At 45.3% G+C, this 16,505-nt stretch carries 16 protein-coding genes; 2 read left to right on the top strand and 14 right to left on the bottom strand.

Translation table 11 applies throughout. The annotated features are described in order from the left end of the window. Nucleotides 1–5 precede the first annotated feature (5 nt). From BK127_RS04285 to BK127_RS04255, 7 genes are all read right to left on the bottom strand, one after another. The gene (locus BK127_RS04285; protein ID WP_076228758.1) at nt 6–983 is read right to left on the bottom strand and encodes a sugar-binding transcriptional regulator; all 978 of its coding nucleotides are present in this window, start codon (nt 981–983) and stop codon (nt 6–8) included. Nucleotides 984–1,142: 159 nt separating this feature from the next. Next, on the bottom strand, nt 1,143–1,439 hold the full coding sequence (locus BK127_RS04280) for a hypothetical protein (protein ID WP_076228757.1): 297 nt from the start codon (nt 1,437–1,439) through the stop codon (nt 1,143–1,145). A gap of 130 nt (nt 1,440–1,569) precedes the next feature. Next, on the bottom strand, nt 1,570–2,796 hold the full coding sequence (locus BK127_RS04275; RefSeq protein WP_076228756.1) for an MFS transporter: 1,227 nt from the start codon (nt 2,794–2,796) through the stop codon (nt 1,570–1,572). 236 nt (nt 2,797–3,032) lie between these two features. Next, nucleotides 3,033–3,401, bottom strand: a complete 369-nt coding sequence (locus BK127_RS04270; RefSeq protein ID WP_076228755.1) for a DUF423 domain-containing protein — start codon at nt 3,399–3,401, stop codon at nt 3,033–3,035. A 60-nt stretch (nt 3,402–3,461) separates the two neighbouring features. Continuing rightward, entirely contained in the window at nt 3,462–3,965 is a 504-nt protein-coding gene (locus tag BK127_RS04265; RefSeq protein WP_256711174.1) for a GNAT family N-acetyltransferase, read from the bottom strand. Between the two features lie 191 nt (nt 3,966–4,156). Beyond that, nucleotides 4,157–5,098 (bottom strand): S-layer homology domain-containing protein, encoded by a 942-nt coding sequence (locus tag BK127_RS04260; RefSeq protein ID WP_076228753.1) that lies wholly within the window; start codon nt 5,096–5,098, stop codon nt 4,157–4,159. A gap of 353 nt (nt 5,099–5,451) precedes the next feature. Beyond that, nucleotides 5,452–6,303 carry an aldo/keto reductase gene (locus BK127_RS04255; RefSeq protein WP_076228752.1) on the bottom strand — a complete coding sequence of 284 codons (852 nt, stop codon included), beginning with the start codon at nt 6,301–6,303 and terminating at the stop codon, nt 5,452–5,454. Between the two features lie 170 nt (nt 6,304–6,473). Between BK127_RS04255 and BK127_RS04250 the strand changes: the two genes are divergently transcribed. Further along, nucleotides 6,474–6,992 carry a MerR family transcriptional regulator gene (locus BK127_RS04250; RefSeq protein WP_076228751.1) on the top strand — a complete coding sequence of 173 codons (519 nt, stop codon included), beginning with the start codon at nt 6,474–6,476 and terminating at the stop codon, nt 6,990–6,992. 195 nt (nt 6,993–7,187) lie between these two features. On the opposite strand, the gene BK127_RS04245 is transcribed toward BK127_RS04250, so the two are convergent. From BK127_RS04245 to BK127_RS04215, 7 genes are all read right to left on the bottom strand, one after another. Continuing rightward, complete coding sequence (locus BK127_RS04245) at nt 7,188–7,589, bottom strand: helix-turn-helix domain-containing protein (RefSeq protein WP_076228750.1); 402 nt, start codon at nt 7,587–7,589, stop codon at nt 7,188–7,190. Further along, nucleotides 7,586–8,467: a carbohydrate ABC transporter permease gene (locus tag BK127_RS04240; RefSeq protein ID WP_076228749.1), complete on the bottom strand. Its 882-nt coding sequence runs from the start codon at nt 8,465–8,467 to the stop codon at nt 7,586–7,588. The genes BK127_RS04245 and BK127_RS04240 overlap by 4 nt, the downstream gene beginning before the upstream one ends. A 13-nt stretch (nt 8,468–8,480) precedes the next feature. Then, entirely contained in the window at nt 8,481–9,413 is a 933-nt protein-coding gene (locus BK127_RS04235; protein WP_076228748.1) for an ABC transporter permease, read from the bottom strand. An 83-nt stretch (nt 9,414–9,496) separates the two neighbouring features. Continuing rightward, a complete protein-coding gene (locus tag BK127_RS04230) occupies nt 9,497–11,134 on the bottom strand; it encodes an extracellular solute-binding protein (protein WP_076228747.1) in 1,638 nt (545 codons plus the stop codon). A gap of 105 nt (nt 11,135–11,239) precedes the next feature. After that, entirely contained in the window at nt 11,240–13,600 is a 2,361-nt protein-coding gene (locus BK127_RS04225; RefSeq protein ID WP_076228746.1) for a helix-turn-helix domain-containing protein, read from the bottom strand. 163 nt (nt 13,601–13,763) lie between these two features. Next, on the bottom strand, nt 13,764–14,654 hold the full coding sequence (locus tag BK127_RS04220) for a DMT family transporter (protein WP_076228745.1): 891 nt from the start codon (nt 14,652–14,654) through the stop codon (nt 13,764–13,766). 66 nt (nt 14,655–14,720) lie between these two features. Further along, nucleotides 14,721–15,461, bottom strand: coding sequence for an SDR family NAD(P)-dependent oxidoreductase (locus tag BK127_RS04215; RefSeq protein ID WP_076228744.1), 741 nt, complete (start codon nt 15,459–15,461; stop codon nt 14,721–14,723). A 154-nt stretch (nt 15,462–15,615) separates the two neighbouring features. Here BK127_RS04215 and BK127_RS04210 point away from each other — a divergent pair, with 154 nt between their 5' ends. Then, a complete protein-coding gene (locus tag BK127_RS04210; protein WP_076228743.1) occupies nt 15,616–16,494 on the top strand; it encodes a LysR family transcriptional regulator in 879 nt (292 codons plus the stop codon). The last annotated feature ends 11 nt before the right edge of the window (nt 16,495–16,505 follow it).

The raw sequence follows: 16,505 nt of genomic DNA, 5'->3' as shown, positions 1-16,505 counted from the left end.
CTCACTCATCCTTTCGTAATAGCTTTCTGATCCTCCAGAGCAAGCACGGCTTGTGCAGTATCCAGATCCGTGACCAGAATATCGATCCATTTGCCGCGGAGAGCAGCGGTTATCGCTTCAACTTTTTCCAAACCGCCTGCAAGACCGATCACATTAGGGATACCTCGCAGCTCGGAGGCCGTAATGCCGATCATCCGCTTGCTGGCTGCAAAGTCGAGCAGTTCGCCCTGCTTGCCCAGAAAGGAGGCGCATATATTAGCAACCGCTCCCCTGCCTTGCACATCCAGAAAATCCGCATCACTAAAGTAACCTGACTCCACGATTGTTGCCTGCTCGGAAACCTGGCCTATCCCGACCACAGCAAGCTGGCTTCGCCCAGCTAACTGCAGCACCTCGGCAATTTGCGGCTCCTGATGGAGATAAGCACATGCTTCCTCGGAGCCGACTACGGCTGGTGCATGCAGCAGCCAATGCTTGGAGCGCAGCTTTCCAGCGAGCATGCTGGTGTTGGCATTGGCGTGCCATGTCGCACCTTCAGAGCCCCACCCTCCAATAAGCGAGACGAATTGCAGGTTTTTCCTGGAAAAGTATTCGATTTCATTGCACAACGAGCTGATCGTATGACCTGCCATCACGCCAACGAGATCGTCATCCTTGAGAATCGATTCAAGAAGTGCGGCGCAGGTACGTCCCAGCTGAAGATTTCTTATGGCTACATCCGCATCTTGAATATGAACAACCAAGGCGTCATGGATTCCGAAGGTTTCTATTAGCCTTTTCTCAATCTCTTGTTCAATGGAATAAGGATTCCTGATATGAATTTGTACGATGCCTTCTGCTTTCGCTGCTGTGAGCATCCGACTGACATGGGGTCGCGAAATTCCCAAACGTTGAGCAATTTCCTGCTGATTGTGCCCTTCTTCATAATACAGCTGGCTTATTTTGACGAGCAGACGGTTGCGTTCAAGATGAATATCCGACATCGTATCCTCCTACCGTTATGTACATATGTACTTTAAATGTACGTTTGTTCTATTTTTATTATAATTCACACATTTATCTTTTGGCAAGGAGTACTTGCGGCAGCTGTCCAAAAGCAAAAAAGCAGCCATGTGGCTGCTTCAAATCGTACTTATATAAAGTTAATTATGCTTCCAAGAGGTAGGCTGCCCGGATCTTGGACAGTTCGGAAACACATCGCCCTGCTTCAGCTCTATGCGTTCTCCATCCATGTCTTTGTAATGCCCTGATTCTGTAACCTTTTCTCCAGATCGATGCTGATGATCAGCGTGGCTCCATGAGGTAGGCTGCTGTGATTGGGGACATGGCGGAAATCTTTCACCCTTTTGAAGCTCCTTGGTTTCGCCAACAGCACATACATACTTACCTGTTTCACCCACTACTTCATTCGTTTGATGCAAATTGTATGTCGTATTCATTCTGATCATCCTTTCATCGTTGTTGATAGTTTAGTTTGATATCCACTCCTGTACCTGTTTACTATTTACCCATCACATCGGGATACCAAACCTTATCACCACATTCCTCATGTTTATCAGGCTGGAGTCACTAACCGGTTGTTGTACTGTTGTGCTTGGTTCTGCTGCTATCCATCGTATCCCGTTGCTGAAAAAGCGGAATTAAGAGCAGCGCCCCGATGACCAGTAAGCCTCCACTTACACAATAAATGCCAAACAAAGTCAATAAATTTTTCATATAACCGGAGAAGGACATCCCAAGCACCATCAATCCCATAAATATTGGTGTAATCGTACCTCCAACCCTTCCGACAAATGCCGCTTCCGTATTTCTCATAATCAGTGTTTGAATACCCACATGAACACATGGATAAAACAAACCGCTGAGTATCTGCAAAATAAAAGTCAGTACAATATTCGTAGATCCGCCTGTCCCTATCGTACAAATACTGCTAATAAGCAGCCCCACAGCCAGCAAGGTATGCGGCTTCACCTTTTTGGCTGCTCCCATAATCAGGCCTCCACCGATGAGCATAGCAGCACCATTTGCCATGAGCAGCCATTGCAGAAACGATTTATCCAATCCCAAATTCTCAACCGAAATGAACAGCATTAACGGTTGGATTAATCCGGTTGCGAGCCCTGCTGCAGCAAAGGTTGAGCATAATGTTCTTAACGCCCGGTTGGATACAACATAACGTAGACCAGCTATCAGCTCTGCTTTAAAGCTCTGGCTGACTGTCGCATTCGCCGTCTTCATATCACGGGGAAGCCATGATAACACGAGCGCTGAACCCATAAACATAGCTCCTGTAATGGAAAGCGATACCCCTATTCCATACTGTTGATAAACAAAGGTGCCAATGATCGGTCCAATGACCATAAAAACCGCCATCAGCGACTGAAACAACGCCATAACTCCCTGCATCTGATCGGCATGTATATGCTGCTTGAACAGCTTCATTGCCGAAGGCTGAGAAAATTGCGACAAAATAGCGGATACCAATGTACCTGCCAATAAGGAATACCAGGACCCATACATAAGCGCAAGCAGCACGATAAAAACGGATATAGCTGATAGCAGGTCACACCCTACCATCGTCCGCTTAGGCTGCCAACGGTCGGCAAAGGTTCCCCCAATAATTGCAAAAATAAAAATAGGTGCGAATTCCGCGACAGATATGAGTGACACAGCATACGGATCATTGTTCGTCAAATCTGCCACGTATAGCAAAATCGCAAAATTTCTTATCCAAACCCCCAGCTGCAATAGCACACGGGACATAATAATGGTTCTGACGTAACGGTTGTTCCACACAAAAAGGCCTCCTTGAAACGATAAATATAAACAAGCAAATAAAATAGAAAATAAACTAAATGTTTGTTTATTAATAGACATATTATGTTATAATCTATTTATTTTCAATATTTATTTATTGATTATTATTTAGACGAACTGTCGATCTGTATGTATAAAGTGAATATAACAACAAAAAATCCGCCATTTAGGCGGATTCGGGACATTTGGAACTATAGCTCTCTCTGATGCATATCTTACCCTTGAATAATGGCAACAATCAGTAATAACCAGCCTACAATGAACGCCAGTCCACCGATGGGGGTGATCGCTCCCAGCTTTTTAATACCTGTAATACTTAGTACATAAAGACTGCCACTAAACAAAATAATACCTGCGAACAAGAACCAGCCTGCCGTATGTACGAGCTGACTTTTCACAATATCATTGGATATAATCCCCATCCCAAGCAATGCAAGACCATGGGCAATTTGGTATTGAACACCCGTTTGATACACTGCGGACATTTCCGCTGAAATTTTCTTCTTGAGCGCATGGGCTCCAAAAGCGCCCAAAATTACTGAAATTAGCATGTTAAGGCTGCCAAGCAGCAATAGCGTTTGCATGATGTTCCTCCTGAATATGTTGTAGTTTAACTTACTTGAATAGGCCGCTACGATCACTGATCAGTCTTTCCATTCCGAAGCTAATATTCCCATGATATAAGTATCATAATAACGACCGTCGCTATAGGCATGATTTCTCAGCTGACCTTCAATGACAAAACCCGTCTTTTGATACAAGCCTATCGCTTGTTCATTAATTCCTCTTGTCGTTAAATAGATTTTATTCAGCCGAAGCTGCTTGAAGCCTATATCGATCATCTTCCTCATTGCTGCCCCCGCGTAACCCTTTCCGCGACTCTCCGGTGCAATCAAGATACCGATACTTGCCCTGCCGTGCTCGTATTCAATATTTTGCAAAAAAATCCATCCAACCGTATGTAGTTCTTCATTTTCAATTGCCAGAACCAGATCACCGTTTTTGCGTTTTTTTTCGACGTGCTGTACCGTTTCTTCGTAGGTTCTGGGAACTCGGCCTATCATGGAAATAGAATCCGCGTCATTGAACCAGCGGTGCAGCTCCTTCATATCCTCTGATTCAAAGGCTCGAAGATTGACGTAACTCATACTCACCTGCATTCCCCCAATTGATGATTTAACAATCCATTCCTGTTCTATAACCCATTTTGAATTGTAACATAATTACTTTGACGTTGTAACAGGGCAGTCGCACCCAAAGTCCGTTCAATAGGCCCCAAAATATAAAAAGCTATCCCCAAGATCTTATCGATCCTGCGGGATAGCCTGATTGTAAGTTATTAGTTTACTTGAGAGTCAGGACTAACAGTAGCGAGTTCTGTCACAACCTTGTATTTAACAGGAAGATATGTGACTGCTTTGGCTTCCGTAATCACGCTTGCATTCATCGAGTCAGGCTGCGGATCACTCAGCGTATAGGTGATGACTGCCTGTCCGCTCTGATCAAATCGAATGTTGTTGATGTCGATACTGTAACCTGCGCTTGGTTTTTCACCCCGAGATAACGTGACCTTATTCACATCGTCGTTTACTTTTTCAACAGTCACTGATACAGCTTCTACAGGTGCTGGTGCTGGCGCCGGTGTTTGCGCATGATCATTCAATACTCGGATAGCATTATATACCCAAATTGCAGCGCCACCACGCGTGAGTTGACTCTTTGGATTAAACTTGCCATCTTTGTCCAACTCAGCAATTTTGTAATGAAGCATACGCTGCAATGCGCCCTGGTATTCAGGAGTAATTTGATTCTCATCGTTGATCGTAGCAGGTACAATTTTCAACTTTGGAAAATTGCCTTTCTTTTCTAAGGCGCGAACTAGCAAATCACCGAATTGCTCACGTGTAACGGTTGCATTGGGATTCACATCCTTAGGAATCTCCAAGCCATTATAATAAGCAATAACAAAAGCATTCGCATACCAAGCGTTATCGGCAATATTCGTATACGTCCCTGATGCTACAGGCAGCGACTTAAAACGAATCATATCGATGTTCAAATCCAAAGCTTTGACAATCATTTGCACACTTTGCGCATAACTGATCTGTACTTTAGGTGCAAAATGCTCGCTGTCTATTCCACTCACAACCCCACGATCTTTTAAAGCATTTACAGCTGCTGCTTGTCCATCTTCCAAATCCGAAAAAGCAAAGGCCGTACTCATAGTCAAGCTGCTGCTTATCAACAGTGATGCCAATCCTAAAGTTGCTATTCTTTTCATATTAATTCTCTCCTCGTGGTATGTTTTTTTGTGTATATTTCGATAACAATCTTATTAACGTGAAGTGGATAATAAATGTTTCAGATATTTTTCTGGCTTGTATATCATAAATTATGGCAGCTGCTCTATATCGCCATGAAAACGAAATAAGCCCCCGAAGGATAGAGGGCTCTGCTTAAAAGCAATTGGAATATTGGTATACAACCTGAATTCGTACACAAATTATAACGAGGTTGGAGGGTGGACCGCGTTCAGATACTGGAAAGCCTGGTGCCGCCTTTTCATCGTAAAGCCATGATGGATCGAGCTGTGGACCGAATGATTGCGTGATGAATTTACGATTCGATCAAAGGTTACAGATCGACTCTCAAGCTGCCCAGCATCTTGGCGATTTCCGGGTCGTGGTACGATAAGAAAAGACTTTCCCCCGTATCAAGGGTGGAAATCTGTACGATATCTTCCGTGCTCAGTGCAAAATCGAAAATATCGAAATTCTCGACGAGTCGCTCTTTGCGCACCGATTTCGGAATAACAACGACTTTGCGCTGAACAAGCCAGCGCAGCACGACCTGGGCGACGGATTTGTTGTGTTTTTCTGCAATTAAGGTCAGTACTTCGTTGCCGAACATGTTGTTACGTCCTTCGGCGAACGGTCCCCACGACTGGATTTGCACCCCCTGCTCTTTCATGAAAGCAGCGTTGTCGATCTGCTGGTGGAACGGGTGCGTTTCAACCTGATTGACGGCGGGCACGATTTCGTTATGCACAATGAGGTCCATCAGACGGTCGGGCAGGAAGTTGCTGACGCCGATCGCCTTGATCTTGCCTTCGCGGTACAGGTCTTCCATCGCGCGCCATGCTCCGTAGTAATCGCCGAACGGCTGGTGAATGAGGTACAGATCGAGATAGTCGAGCTGCAGCTTCTGCAAGGACTTGGCAAAAGCCAGCTTGGCACTCTCGTAGCCGGCATCCTGAATCCAGAGCTTGGTCGTGATGAACAGTTCTTCGCGCGGTACGCCGCTGCGCTTGATTGCGCGTCCAACCGCTTCCTCGTTCAGGTAACCGGCGGCGGTATCGATCAGGCGGTAACCGGCCTTCAGCGCTTCATATACCGTGTTCTCGCATTCTTCAGCATCGGGAACTTGGTAGACACCGAAGCCGATGATCGGCATTTTCACTCCGTTGTTCAAGGTTACGTTTTGCATATTAATTCCTCCCAATCGAATGTAAATCTGCAAACGGCAGCGTTTCCCGGGAATCGGGCACCGCAGCGGGGATTCCGCTTCTGGCCGATTTGCGTTACAATAATCCTAGCGCCTTCGTGTAACACGAAGTCAAGCCGTCTTCAATAATTTTTTTCCAAGGAGGATTGCACATGTATACGGTCCAAGATGCCGCCCTGATAACAGGACTCACGGAGCACGCCGTACGCTTTTACACGGATAAGGGCCTGGTACCGAGCGTACAACGCAATAAAAACAACATTCGGCTGTTCGACGAAGAATCGATCAATTGGCTGTATGGCGTCAAATGCCTCAAGCAGACTGGGCTGCCGATTGAAAACATCAAAACGTACGTCGACCTCTGCCTCGAAGGTGATTCGACCGTTCCGCAGCGCTTCGCACTTATGATGGAGTATAGGGAAGCGGCGCTGGTTCAGCTCGAAGAAGCCAAGCGCCGCGTTGCCCATTTGGAAGAAAAAGCCCTCCAATATCAGGCCATTCTGGAGCACCGCATACCGGACACGACCAATCCCGCCAAATGGGAAACAAATCGGGAGGACGCGGGCAGTTGTCCGGCATCCCGGTTAAAGAATCGCAGCCTTCCTGAAACCGGAGCTTCGGTCCAATGCCCAGCAGCCGCTTTACAGGAGCAGATCATCATTGTAACTTAAGTCTATCGATTGCTTGTATCGTTCACTTTTTTCCATCACATGGGTTGTTAATGCCGATCGGAGCAAGCTGAAGGAGACTTATCATGCAAAAAACCGAACAACGCTACTGGCGCTATAATTGTTCGGGTCTCCTTTTTGTCCAAAGTTTCCGGTCAAATTATAACGAGGTGGGCAAAAGACTCCCAACTCATTGTTTCAGTTCGTTGCTTCCTTGTAATGCTTACGGTACAAATCCGGTGTTTTTCCTGTGAACTTTTTAAAGGAAACATAGAAGTAGCTCGAATTGATGAAGCCCACCCTCTCACCGATTCTGACTGCTGGCAGGTCGGTTTCGGTCAGCAGCTCCTTTACCTTTTGAAACCGAAGCCTTGCCGTATATTCCGAGAACGATTGGCTGGTCGCCGCTTTAAAAACCCTCCGAACATAGTTGGTAGACAACCCGGTAATGTCAACAAGCGTCTCAACCGACAAGTTAGGCTCCATATAATGCTGATTGATATGGCGTAGCATCGTATCTACGATTTGCTGATGTTTACCCGTTAATTTGATCTGCCCCCGATTCTCAACTTCAGTTTCCAGAGTTGTCGTAACCATCATCCTTTCAAAGCTCCAACCATAACCCCTTTTACAAAATATTTCTGTACAAAAGGATACATACACAAAATGGGCAAGGTTGCGACCACTATGGTTGCATATTTGATAGATTCGCTGATCTGAACCGCTGTGTCGATGCTTCCGCCACCGAGCATGCTGTCCGTGGAATTCGAGATCAGGATTTCTCTGAGAATCAACTGCAGCGGGAACAGATTGCGGTCCTTCAAAAACAAGGACGCATAAAACCATCCATTCCATTTCTCCACCGCATAATACAGTGACATCACAGCAAGTACAGGTAGCGATAGCGGGACAATAATACGGGTTAAAATCACGAAATGATTGGCGCCGTCGATCTTGGCGGATTCCTCCAGACTGTCAGGCACACTCATAAATGCGGTTCGCATAATGATCAGATTAAAGGTATTCACGGCAAAGGGCAGAATCAGCGCCCAGAGAGAATTCATCAGTCCGACATTTTTAACGATCAAATAAAAAGGAATCAGGCCTCCGTTAAAAAACATCGTCAACACGATGACAAAGATAAAGATTTTGTTCCAAAATACTTGCTTGCGCGACAGTACATAAGCGGTCATTGCTGTGATGCTCATACTGACTGCCAAAGCGGCAATGACCACAAAGATCGTATTGCCATAGCCGATAAGAATGTTCGGATTTCCGAACACTTTGTAATAGGCGTCCAGATGAAAGCCGAATGATTTGTACAGAAAGCCAGTGTGCTTCATCAGCTCCGTCCCATCACTAACCGAAGCAAGGATGACATAGATGATCGGATAGGCTGTAATGAGCATCAGGCCCAGCATAACGATAATAATGAAGCCGTCGGTTAACGAATCCGAAAATGACTTTTGGTTACCCATGTTTGGACACTCCTTACCACAAGCTGTTTTCACTCGTTTTGCGGCTAATATAATTAGCTGTGACCAGCAAAACCAGATTGATTAACGAATTGAACAAGCCAACCGCTGCGCTGAAACTCCAGTTGAACTCAATCAGACCTTTCCGATATACATAAGAGGCAATGACATCTGCCGTCTCGTAGATCGAAGGATTGTAGAGCAGAATGATTTTTTCAAACCCTACATTCAGCAGGTTCCCCATACGCAGAATGAGCAGGATGGTAATGGTTGGCAGGATGCCGGGAATCGTAACATTGAGCATCTGCCGCCAGCGTCCGGCTCCATCGATTCGGGCTGCTTCATACTGCTCCTGATCAATACCGCTTAGAGCTGCCAAATATATAATCGATTCCCAACCAAAATGCTGCCAAATCTCGGATAGTATATAAATCGGGCGAAAGTAATTCGGATTTTGCAGCATCGTCTTACCGTCGCCGCCAAAATAACTAGCTAGCGTATTAATCAGACCTCCGCTATTCGTGAAGTCCTTGATGATGCCGCAAACCACGATAACTGAAATAAAATAAGGCATATACGTTACCGACTGAACGATACGTTTGAAGCCCTGACTTCTCAGTTCATTAATGAACAGAGCCAGGAGAATAGGAGCGGGAAAACCGAATATAAGGGAATACAAGCTGATGAGCAACGTATTTTTGAAAATACGCCAGAAATAAAAGCCGCTGAAAAAATCCTGGAAATTCGCAAGTCCCACCCATTCGCTGTTCATAATTCCATTCGATGGTGTGTACTCCTTAAACGCTATTATAGCACCATACATAGGACCATAATGGAAAATAATGTAATATGCCAATGCAGGCAGCATCATGACATAAAGAAGCTTATTGCGTATCAGATCATTAAGGAGGAACTTCCTCCAATTCGTTTTTTTGATGACATTCTGCATGATACTCCCCTTCCATAGCAAGTCTTGATGAAGAAGACAGAAGAGATGAATCGCCTCACTTCTGCCCTGCCTCTGTAAAATTCCTATCTCTTGTTATAGCGTTCCAATGCAGCCTGTTCAATCTGAATGGCGCGATCAATCTTGAGTGCTTTTAATTTGTCAAGGAACTTATCGTAGGAATCCAGCGTATCTGTCCCCAACACAATCTTGATCGTGGTTTCGTCGACCAGCGTATTCACTTCGGTCATAATCTTGGCCAGCTCCGAGCTTTCTTCCGGTGTCGGGGAAATCGGAGGCAGCATGTATTTGTCCACATCGGTTTTGAACCAGGTCGTAACAGCCTCCTGCTGCTGTGGAAGCGCTGCGAATTGCTCATAATAACGTCTGTCCTGAATGGTCGGACCGCCTGTTGACCTTGTATAGAGACCGAGGTTCAAGCTGTAATCTTTCTTAATCACATCCGAATATGTAGGATAGTTATTTTTCATATCATAGCTGACGCCTGGAACTCCGAAGTTATAGAATAACATGCCTTCTTCGCTAAAGCCGTAGTCGAGCAATTGAACCGCCAGCTCCTGATTTTTGCTTTTTGGTGAGATCGCATACGTTCCGCCGCTTGGTGCTGTGTAATCCTTTTGGCCGAACATCGGAATATCGCCTTTTTTCAATACCGGATACGGGGCGCCGACTACATTATATTTGGGATCCTTATCCTTCATTGCCGTCAGCCATTTGCCGATACCTCCACCTGCCAAGGCATAAGTCGCTCCGGATTTACCCGATGTCATATTGGCATCCCTGATTTTCCCGTCAATGGTTGCGATGTCCTTATCCAGTAAGCCATCAACGTACCATTTGCGCATGGTAGCCAGAAATTCCTTGTAGCCCGGCTGCGCAGGTCCGAATATGACTTTGCCATCCTTCAAGGAAAAGCCGCGTGTTACCCCGTAAGCTCCAACAAAAGCACCCGTGCCCAGGTCATCAAATACGCGTGGAACACCGCTTATAAAGGTCAGTGGAGCCGCTGCTCCCTTCTTCTCCTTGAAAGCTTTCAGCACGATATACCATTCGTCAATCGTCGTAGGTACCTGTAAGCCAAGATCATCCAGCCAATCCTTACGGATAATCGGCCCACCATATGTTTTCAGCCAATCATCACCTCGTATGAAGGGAAAACCGTAATAGGTACCGTTATCTGTTTTAATTTGTTTGTCCACATCTGGGTGCGCTTTCAAATACCTTTTCAGGTTAGGCGCAAATTTGTCTATCAGATCGTTAAGCTTTAAGATGTTGCCATCTTTAATTGCTTTCTCAGGTCCACCGGGGTAATCGTTCAAAAAATTCCATTCGATGATATCGGCGTATTCACCGGATGCAAACATCACATTAAGCTGCTCCTTGGCCTGATTGACGGCGGGTGAAATATACTTTTCCTTAATTCCCGTCCGTTTCGCTAATTCCTGAAAGACCGGCCAGTTGTTCACATCCGGAATGGCCGCCAATTGTCCGGCTCCGGCAACGTACCAGTGCGTAATGACCTTATCCGTTTTGATGGGATACGTACCAGCGGTTGTTGCTGTTGTCGTTGTAGGCGTTTTCGTTTCTGAAGGTGTACTGCCCGGTGCTGGGGTCGCCTCTTTGGAACAAGCCGCAAGCAGCAAGCTGCCTCCCATGAGCCCTGTTGTGAGTACAGCAAAAGACCTTTTCACTTTGTTGTTCATGTATACAATGACCTCCTTGTTTACTGGTAGCCCTGTTAAGACTTACCATCCGATTATGCCTCTATACAGCAGGTCATGGAACCCTCAAAATATCCAAAATCATGCTCAAAATGTTTTATATTGACCAGGCGTTATCCCTTCAAATTTTTTAAACAGGCGCATAAAGGTATTAAGATCATTAAACCCACTCAGATTGGCAACCTCCTGTAAAGGAATATTCCCTTCTCTTAAAAGGGTTTTCGCCTTCTCAATTCGAATTTTATTAATATAGTCCAATAACCCCTCACCGGAATGATCTTTAAACAGCTTGGATACATAAGTCGGCTTCATTTGAAATGAGTCTCCGATCATCGATATATTCAAGTTGGCATCCGCATAATTTTCCTTCACAAATTTGATAATTTTTTGCAGAAACTCACCTAATCCATCATCCTTCAGCTTTAACTTATTAACCTCCAGCTTCGCAGCTGTAAGACGGCAAACCTCCTCCAACATTACCAGTAATTGCTGGTGCATATCGGCTATAGTTTGGGAATGAGTCAACTCTTCAATCGCCTGTGGATTGTTGTGAAAAAAAGTCTCTTGTATATCCATATCCCCGATTTCATTCATCGTTTTAATAAACGTGCTCACGAGATTAAAAAATAAACATTTGGCAAGCTCCACATTCATAACCGATTGATGGAAATTGCGTTCGATGATTTCATTTAATGATGCCCTTGCTTTATTCACATCGCCGGCTTTAACATAATTAATGAGCTGCTGCTCAATTTGCAGAGGATAATAGTAACCCGCCTTCAATTGTGAGGGGTCTCCCTTTCGAATCTTTTCATACCTAATAATTTCATGTTTGCCGCGTATCAGCTTATATTCCATGGCATCGAGTGCTTCATTGTAGGCTTCCGGAATTTCAAGCTTCGAGGTGTGAAAGCCGCTAATGGAGATGGTAACCTCAATCTCAAAATGCTTCTTCAGAAAGCTTTGTGCCTCTCGGGCTATAGGTTCCAGTCGATCAGCCGTATCTTTCGAATCTTGTAGGCGAATATTGATTAAACAAGCCATCATATCGTCCACCTCAGCCATGTATCCCGTATGCTGCTGATTGACCAGTTCCTCGACTACATTGGTCACTATAAATTGCAGCAGCTTATATTTATCGGCAACCTTCAGATGATGAGCCTTCTTAAAGAACAGCTCGCTATCCTCCAAATAAAACAGCATCACGCAAAAATTTTCCGAGTCAAATTTAAGCTCAAACGAAGGCTCAGCCTCTTCCAGGGAAAGTTGGGCATCCATGCGTCCCTTCAGCAATCTGGAAATCCAGTGTGACCGCAACTGATTTTGCTGCTGTTTCAATCGGACATTCGTTTGCTCCTTCTCATTCACTGTATCCACAAAGGCGTTTTGAATGAAATGGAACTCGTTGCCGGATTTCTGCTCCGCTCCAAAGTACAGCGTCATCGATTGCATGATCGAATCCAACGGCTTATAGTTTCTGCGCAAGAAAAATACCGTGAGGATGCAACCGCCAAGCACACTGAAAACAATACTGTAAGCGGCTACATTTCGTACATAAGCAGAAGCTGTCCACACCAGATTACCGGGAACAACCATCAAGTAGGATAATTTTGAATTATAAGACTTAATATAAAAAAATTGCGATTTGATTCCGTGGTAGTTACCATATACATTCCCTGAAGTTTCCAAAATTTGGCTTACTGGTGATAAATCGATCTCCTTTGTCGTATTCGAGACCAGGACCTGTTTATTTTCATTGAGTATAAATAAATCCCCGCCGTTAAATTGACCCACGCTGGAAATGGTATGCAACAGTTTGTTCGTATCGATCATCACCACAATAGAACCTACTGATTTGTCATTACTATCCGCAGGAAAAGGACTTATAAAGCTTACATAGCTCTGCTTACGCCCTGTTTCATTGATACGACTTGTATACATCGTTTGCCGCTGCTTTAAATTGCTGATCTTATGGGTCCACGCCCCAAAGCTCAATTCACTGCCGCTGTACAGATCCGAATAAAGCAAGCTCGAAGGCTTGTAGACCATTGGAGTTATCACAATATCACTCGTTGACCAGTAAATGTAATATTCATCAATATTGGAAAATGTTGAGCGGTATCTACCCAAATCCTGTGCAATCCCGTACAGCTCATAACGAAAATCATCACGCGCAAACTTGTTGGAATAAAATAAATCATGTACCTTTACATTGGAGTACATTTCATTGGTCAAGCGATTGACCTGTGCAATTTCATTATCTATAGCATCCTGCATCTGCTTCAGCAGTGTATCATTAGCTCTTTGAATCTGTTCATCAATGGTATTTTGAGCCTCCCAATACAGCGCGGCGCTGAATAATACGGGTACGAATAACACGACAATATACGAAATCAACCAGGTTATAATTACACTTCTCCGGTTTGACAGCATTCTTTTTAGATTCAAGCAGCTTTCCCCCCTCTATGAGTGATCATAGCTATATTTAACATAACCGATTTGTGGTACTGGGAAAAGTTTGATTTTTAACACTTTGATCAAATATTCATTGCAACAACAAAAAGGTGGCGATCTAAGTGATCACCACCCCTGCTTCTATTCACATCCACAATTAACCTTCCATTAAGGGTTTGGTTATTTGCAATCCCGGCCGTTTCCTTCTTTCCCAATTGACGAGCACAATTCCCACACAGATGAGCGCACCGCCGACTCCCACATACCACTGAACCTGTTCGCCGAGCAGCAGCCAGCTGGATAGAAGACCAAAAAGGGGTACTAGAAACAGAAAAGTGCTTGTTTTGGCAGGATCACCATTGCGCAGCAGATAGTACCATAACGAGAACTGAACGATTGAGCCCATAACCGCAAGCCATAGCACAATGGATACCGATGTAAAGGTCATATGAAAATAAGGCTGCTCCATGAGTGCACTTAAAATAAACAAAGCGACTCCACCCGCTATCATCTGATAAGCGGCCAGGACATTAATATCGAATGCTGGCCCCCATCGTTTTACCAGCAGTGTGGACACAGCAAAGAACAAGGCTCCCGCGAAGCTAATAAACGATCCTGGTTGAATATCCATATGGAGTCCAAAAGTGAACACGACACCTATAAAACCAATGGCAACTCCTATCCACTGATGACCACGATATACAGCGCCGGTAAACAAGGTCCCGAGTATAATGACAAGCAGTGGATTCGTACATGTAATAATTGAGGATTCGCCTGAGGTGATCCATCGCATACTGAAATAGGCACATCCCATCACACCCGCAGATTGGAAAAGACCAATTATAGACACCTGCAGCCACTGCTTGCCTCCACGCGGCCGTGGTTTCCTGCTGACGATAAGTGCAAGCAGCACTCCTGCCAATACGAACCGAATGCCCATAAGGAAAAAAGGCGGTGCATAAGCCATGCCAAGCTTGCCAACCGGAAAGGCAATCCCCATTATAAAAGTTGTCAATACCACAAGTCCGATATATTTGATTTTACTCATAATACAAGCCTCCAATTGCTTTGCTGCTGAGTTGGGTTATCCTCTCTTTCAAAAGCATGTTTGCGGTTATAAGGTTTGTCCGCAATCGATGGTTAATATTTGCCCCGTCATTGATTCCTGCTCTAAAGCCGTACAAATCAGCCTGGCAATGTCCTCTGGGGTGGAGATGTGCTGGAGCAGCACGTTTTTACTTAACCGATTCATCTTCTCTTCCCGTCCTTCCCACCATCTGGTTGCGACAGCTCCGGGTGCGACACAGTTTACTCGAACTTGCGGAGCCAATGCGTGAGCCAATGATTTGGTAAGTCCATGCACAGCTGCTTTGGATACTGCATAGGGGAGTGATGAGCCTGAACCGGTTAGTCCAGCGATGCTCCCAACATTGACGATTGCTCCTTGATGATTGTGCTTCATCCATGGAGCGGCAGCACGTGCACAATTAAACATGCCTTTAACATTAACCGCGTACAGCTCATCCCATACCTCATCTGTTGCTGCTTCCAGATCGTCAAGCGCGATGTGTTGAGTAATACTCGCATTATTAACAAGCAAATCAACAGTTCCGAACTGTTGGACAATGGCTGCGACCATAGCGCGCACTTCCCGGTCATTGGACACATCGGCTTGAACAGACATGGCACGACCACCCGTGCTTAGAATCGTTTGCACCGTTTCATCAGCGTCTGTCTTGGACCTCGAATAGTTCACTGCAACCCAGGCTCCCCGTTCTGCCAATGCTATACTCGTTGCCCTGCCAATTCCTGTTCCTCCGCCAGTAACTAAAGCGACTTTATTATGCACATTCATATTTGGATCCTCCCTAATGTCTTAATGGGTTTAGAATGATTGTAACGGAGGATTGATTTTATGTATAATGATTGTTAGAGATACTGGGTATCACAATTTATGATATCAAGAAACCGATTGAAAATAGATCAATCGGATTGGGAGGTTTGTAGCTATGGAGAGTTCAGATTTACGCGTGTTTCAAATGGTCGCCCGGGAGGGCTCGATTACCAAAGCGGCACAAAGGCTCGGTTATGTTCAATCCAATGTGACTGCTAGGATTCAGCAGCTGGAGTCGGAACTGGCAACCATCTTGTTTTTTCGTCACAATCGGGGGATGACACTTTCTTCGAGCGGCAAGACCTTACTCACCTATACAGACAAAATTGTCGGTCTGCTGGATGAAGTGACATTGGCACTCACCTCGTCTAGTGAACCGAGTGGTCCGCTCGTCATTGGCTCCACGCAGACCGCTGCCGCCGTCAGACTGCCAAAGCTGTTAGCCTCTTATTACAAGCAGTATCCTGGTGTACTGCTGTCACTAACGACCGGGCATTCGCAATATTTGATGGAGAAGGTACTCCATTATGAGCTGGATGGAGCCTTCATAGGCTGCAAATGTAATCATCCTGACCTGCAATCGGTGCCGGCATTTGATGAAGAGCTGGTTATCGTCTCTACTCCTGCAGTCATCCAGCTCGATGAAGCTGTAACCAAACCCATTCTCGTGTACAGCACCGGATGCTCTTATCGGGAAGTGCTGAATCAGTGGCTTCAGTCCATTGGCATAACGCAGCCGATCATTATGGAGTTTGGTACACTGGAAGCGATTATTGGTGGTGTATCGGCAGGGCTTGGTGTCTCTCTGCTACCCAAATCCGTCATAAACAAGCACGAAACGGAAGGCACTGTCCGTACACATGCTATTCCCGATTCGTACCGTCATATGCAAACCGAGTTCATTACACGAAAGGACTCATTTGTGAGCAGCGCTTTGAATGCCTTTATGTGCACATTGCCCCATGCTCAGCATGTAGCTGAAGCGAATGAATAAAAGGGGAAACT

Source organism: Paenibacillus sp. FSL H7-0331 (assembly GCF_001956045.1).
Note: the sequence above shows the minus strand (reverse complement) of the source record. Positions and strands in the feature narration are given on the sequence as shown.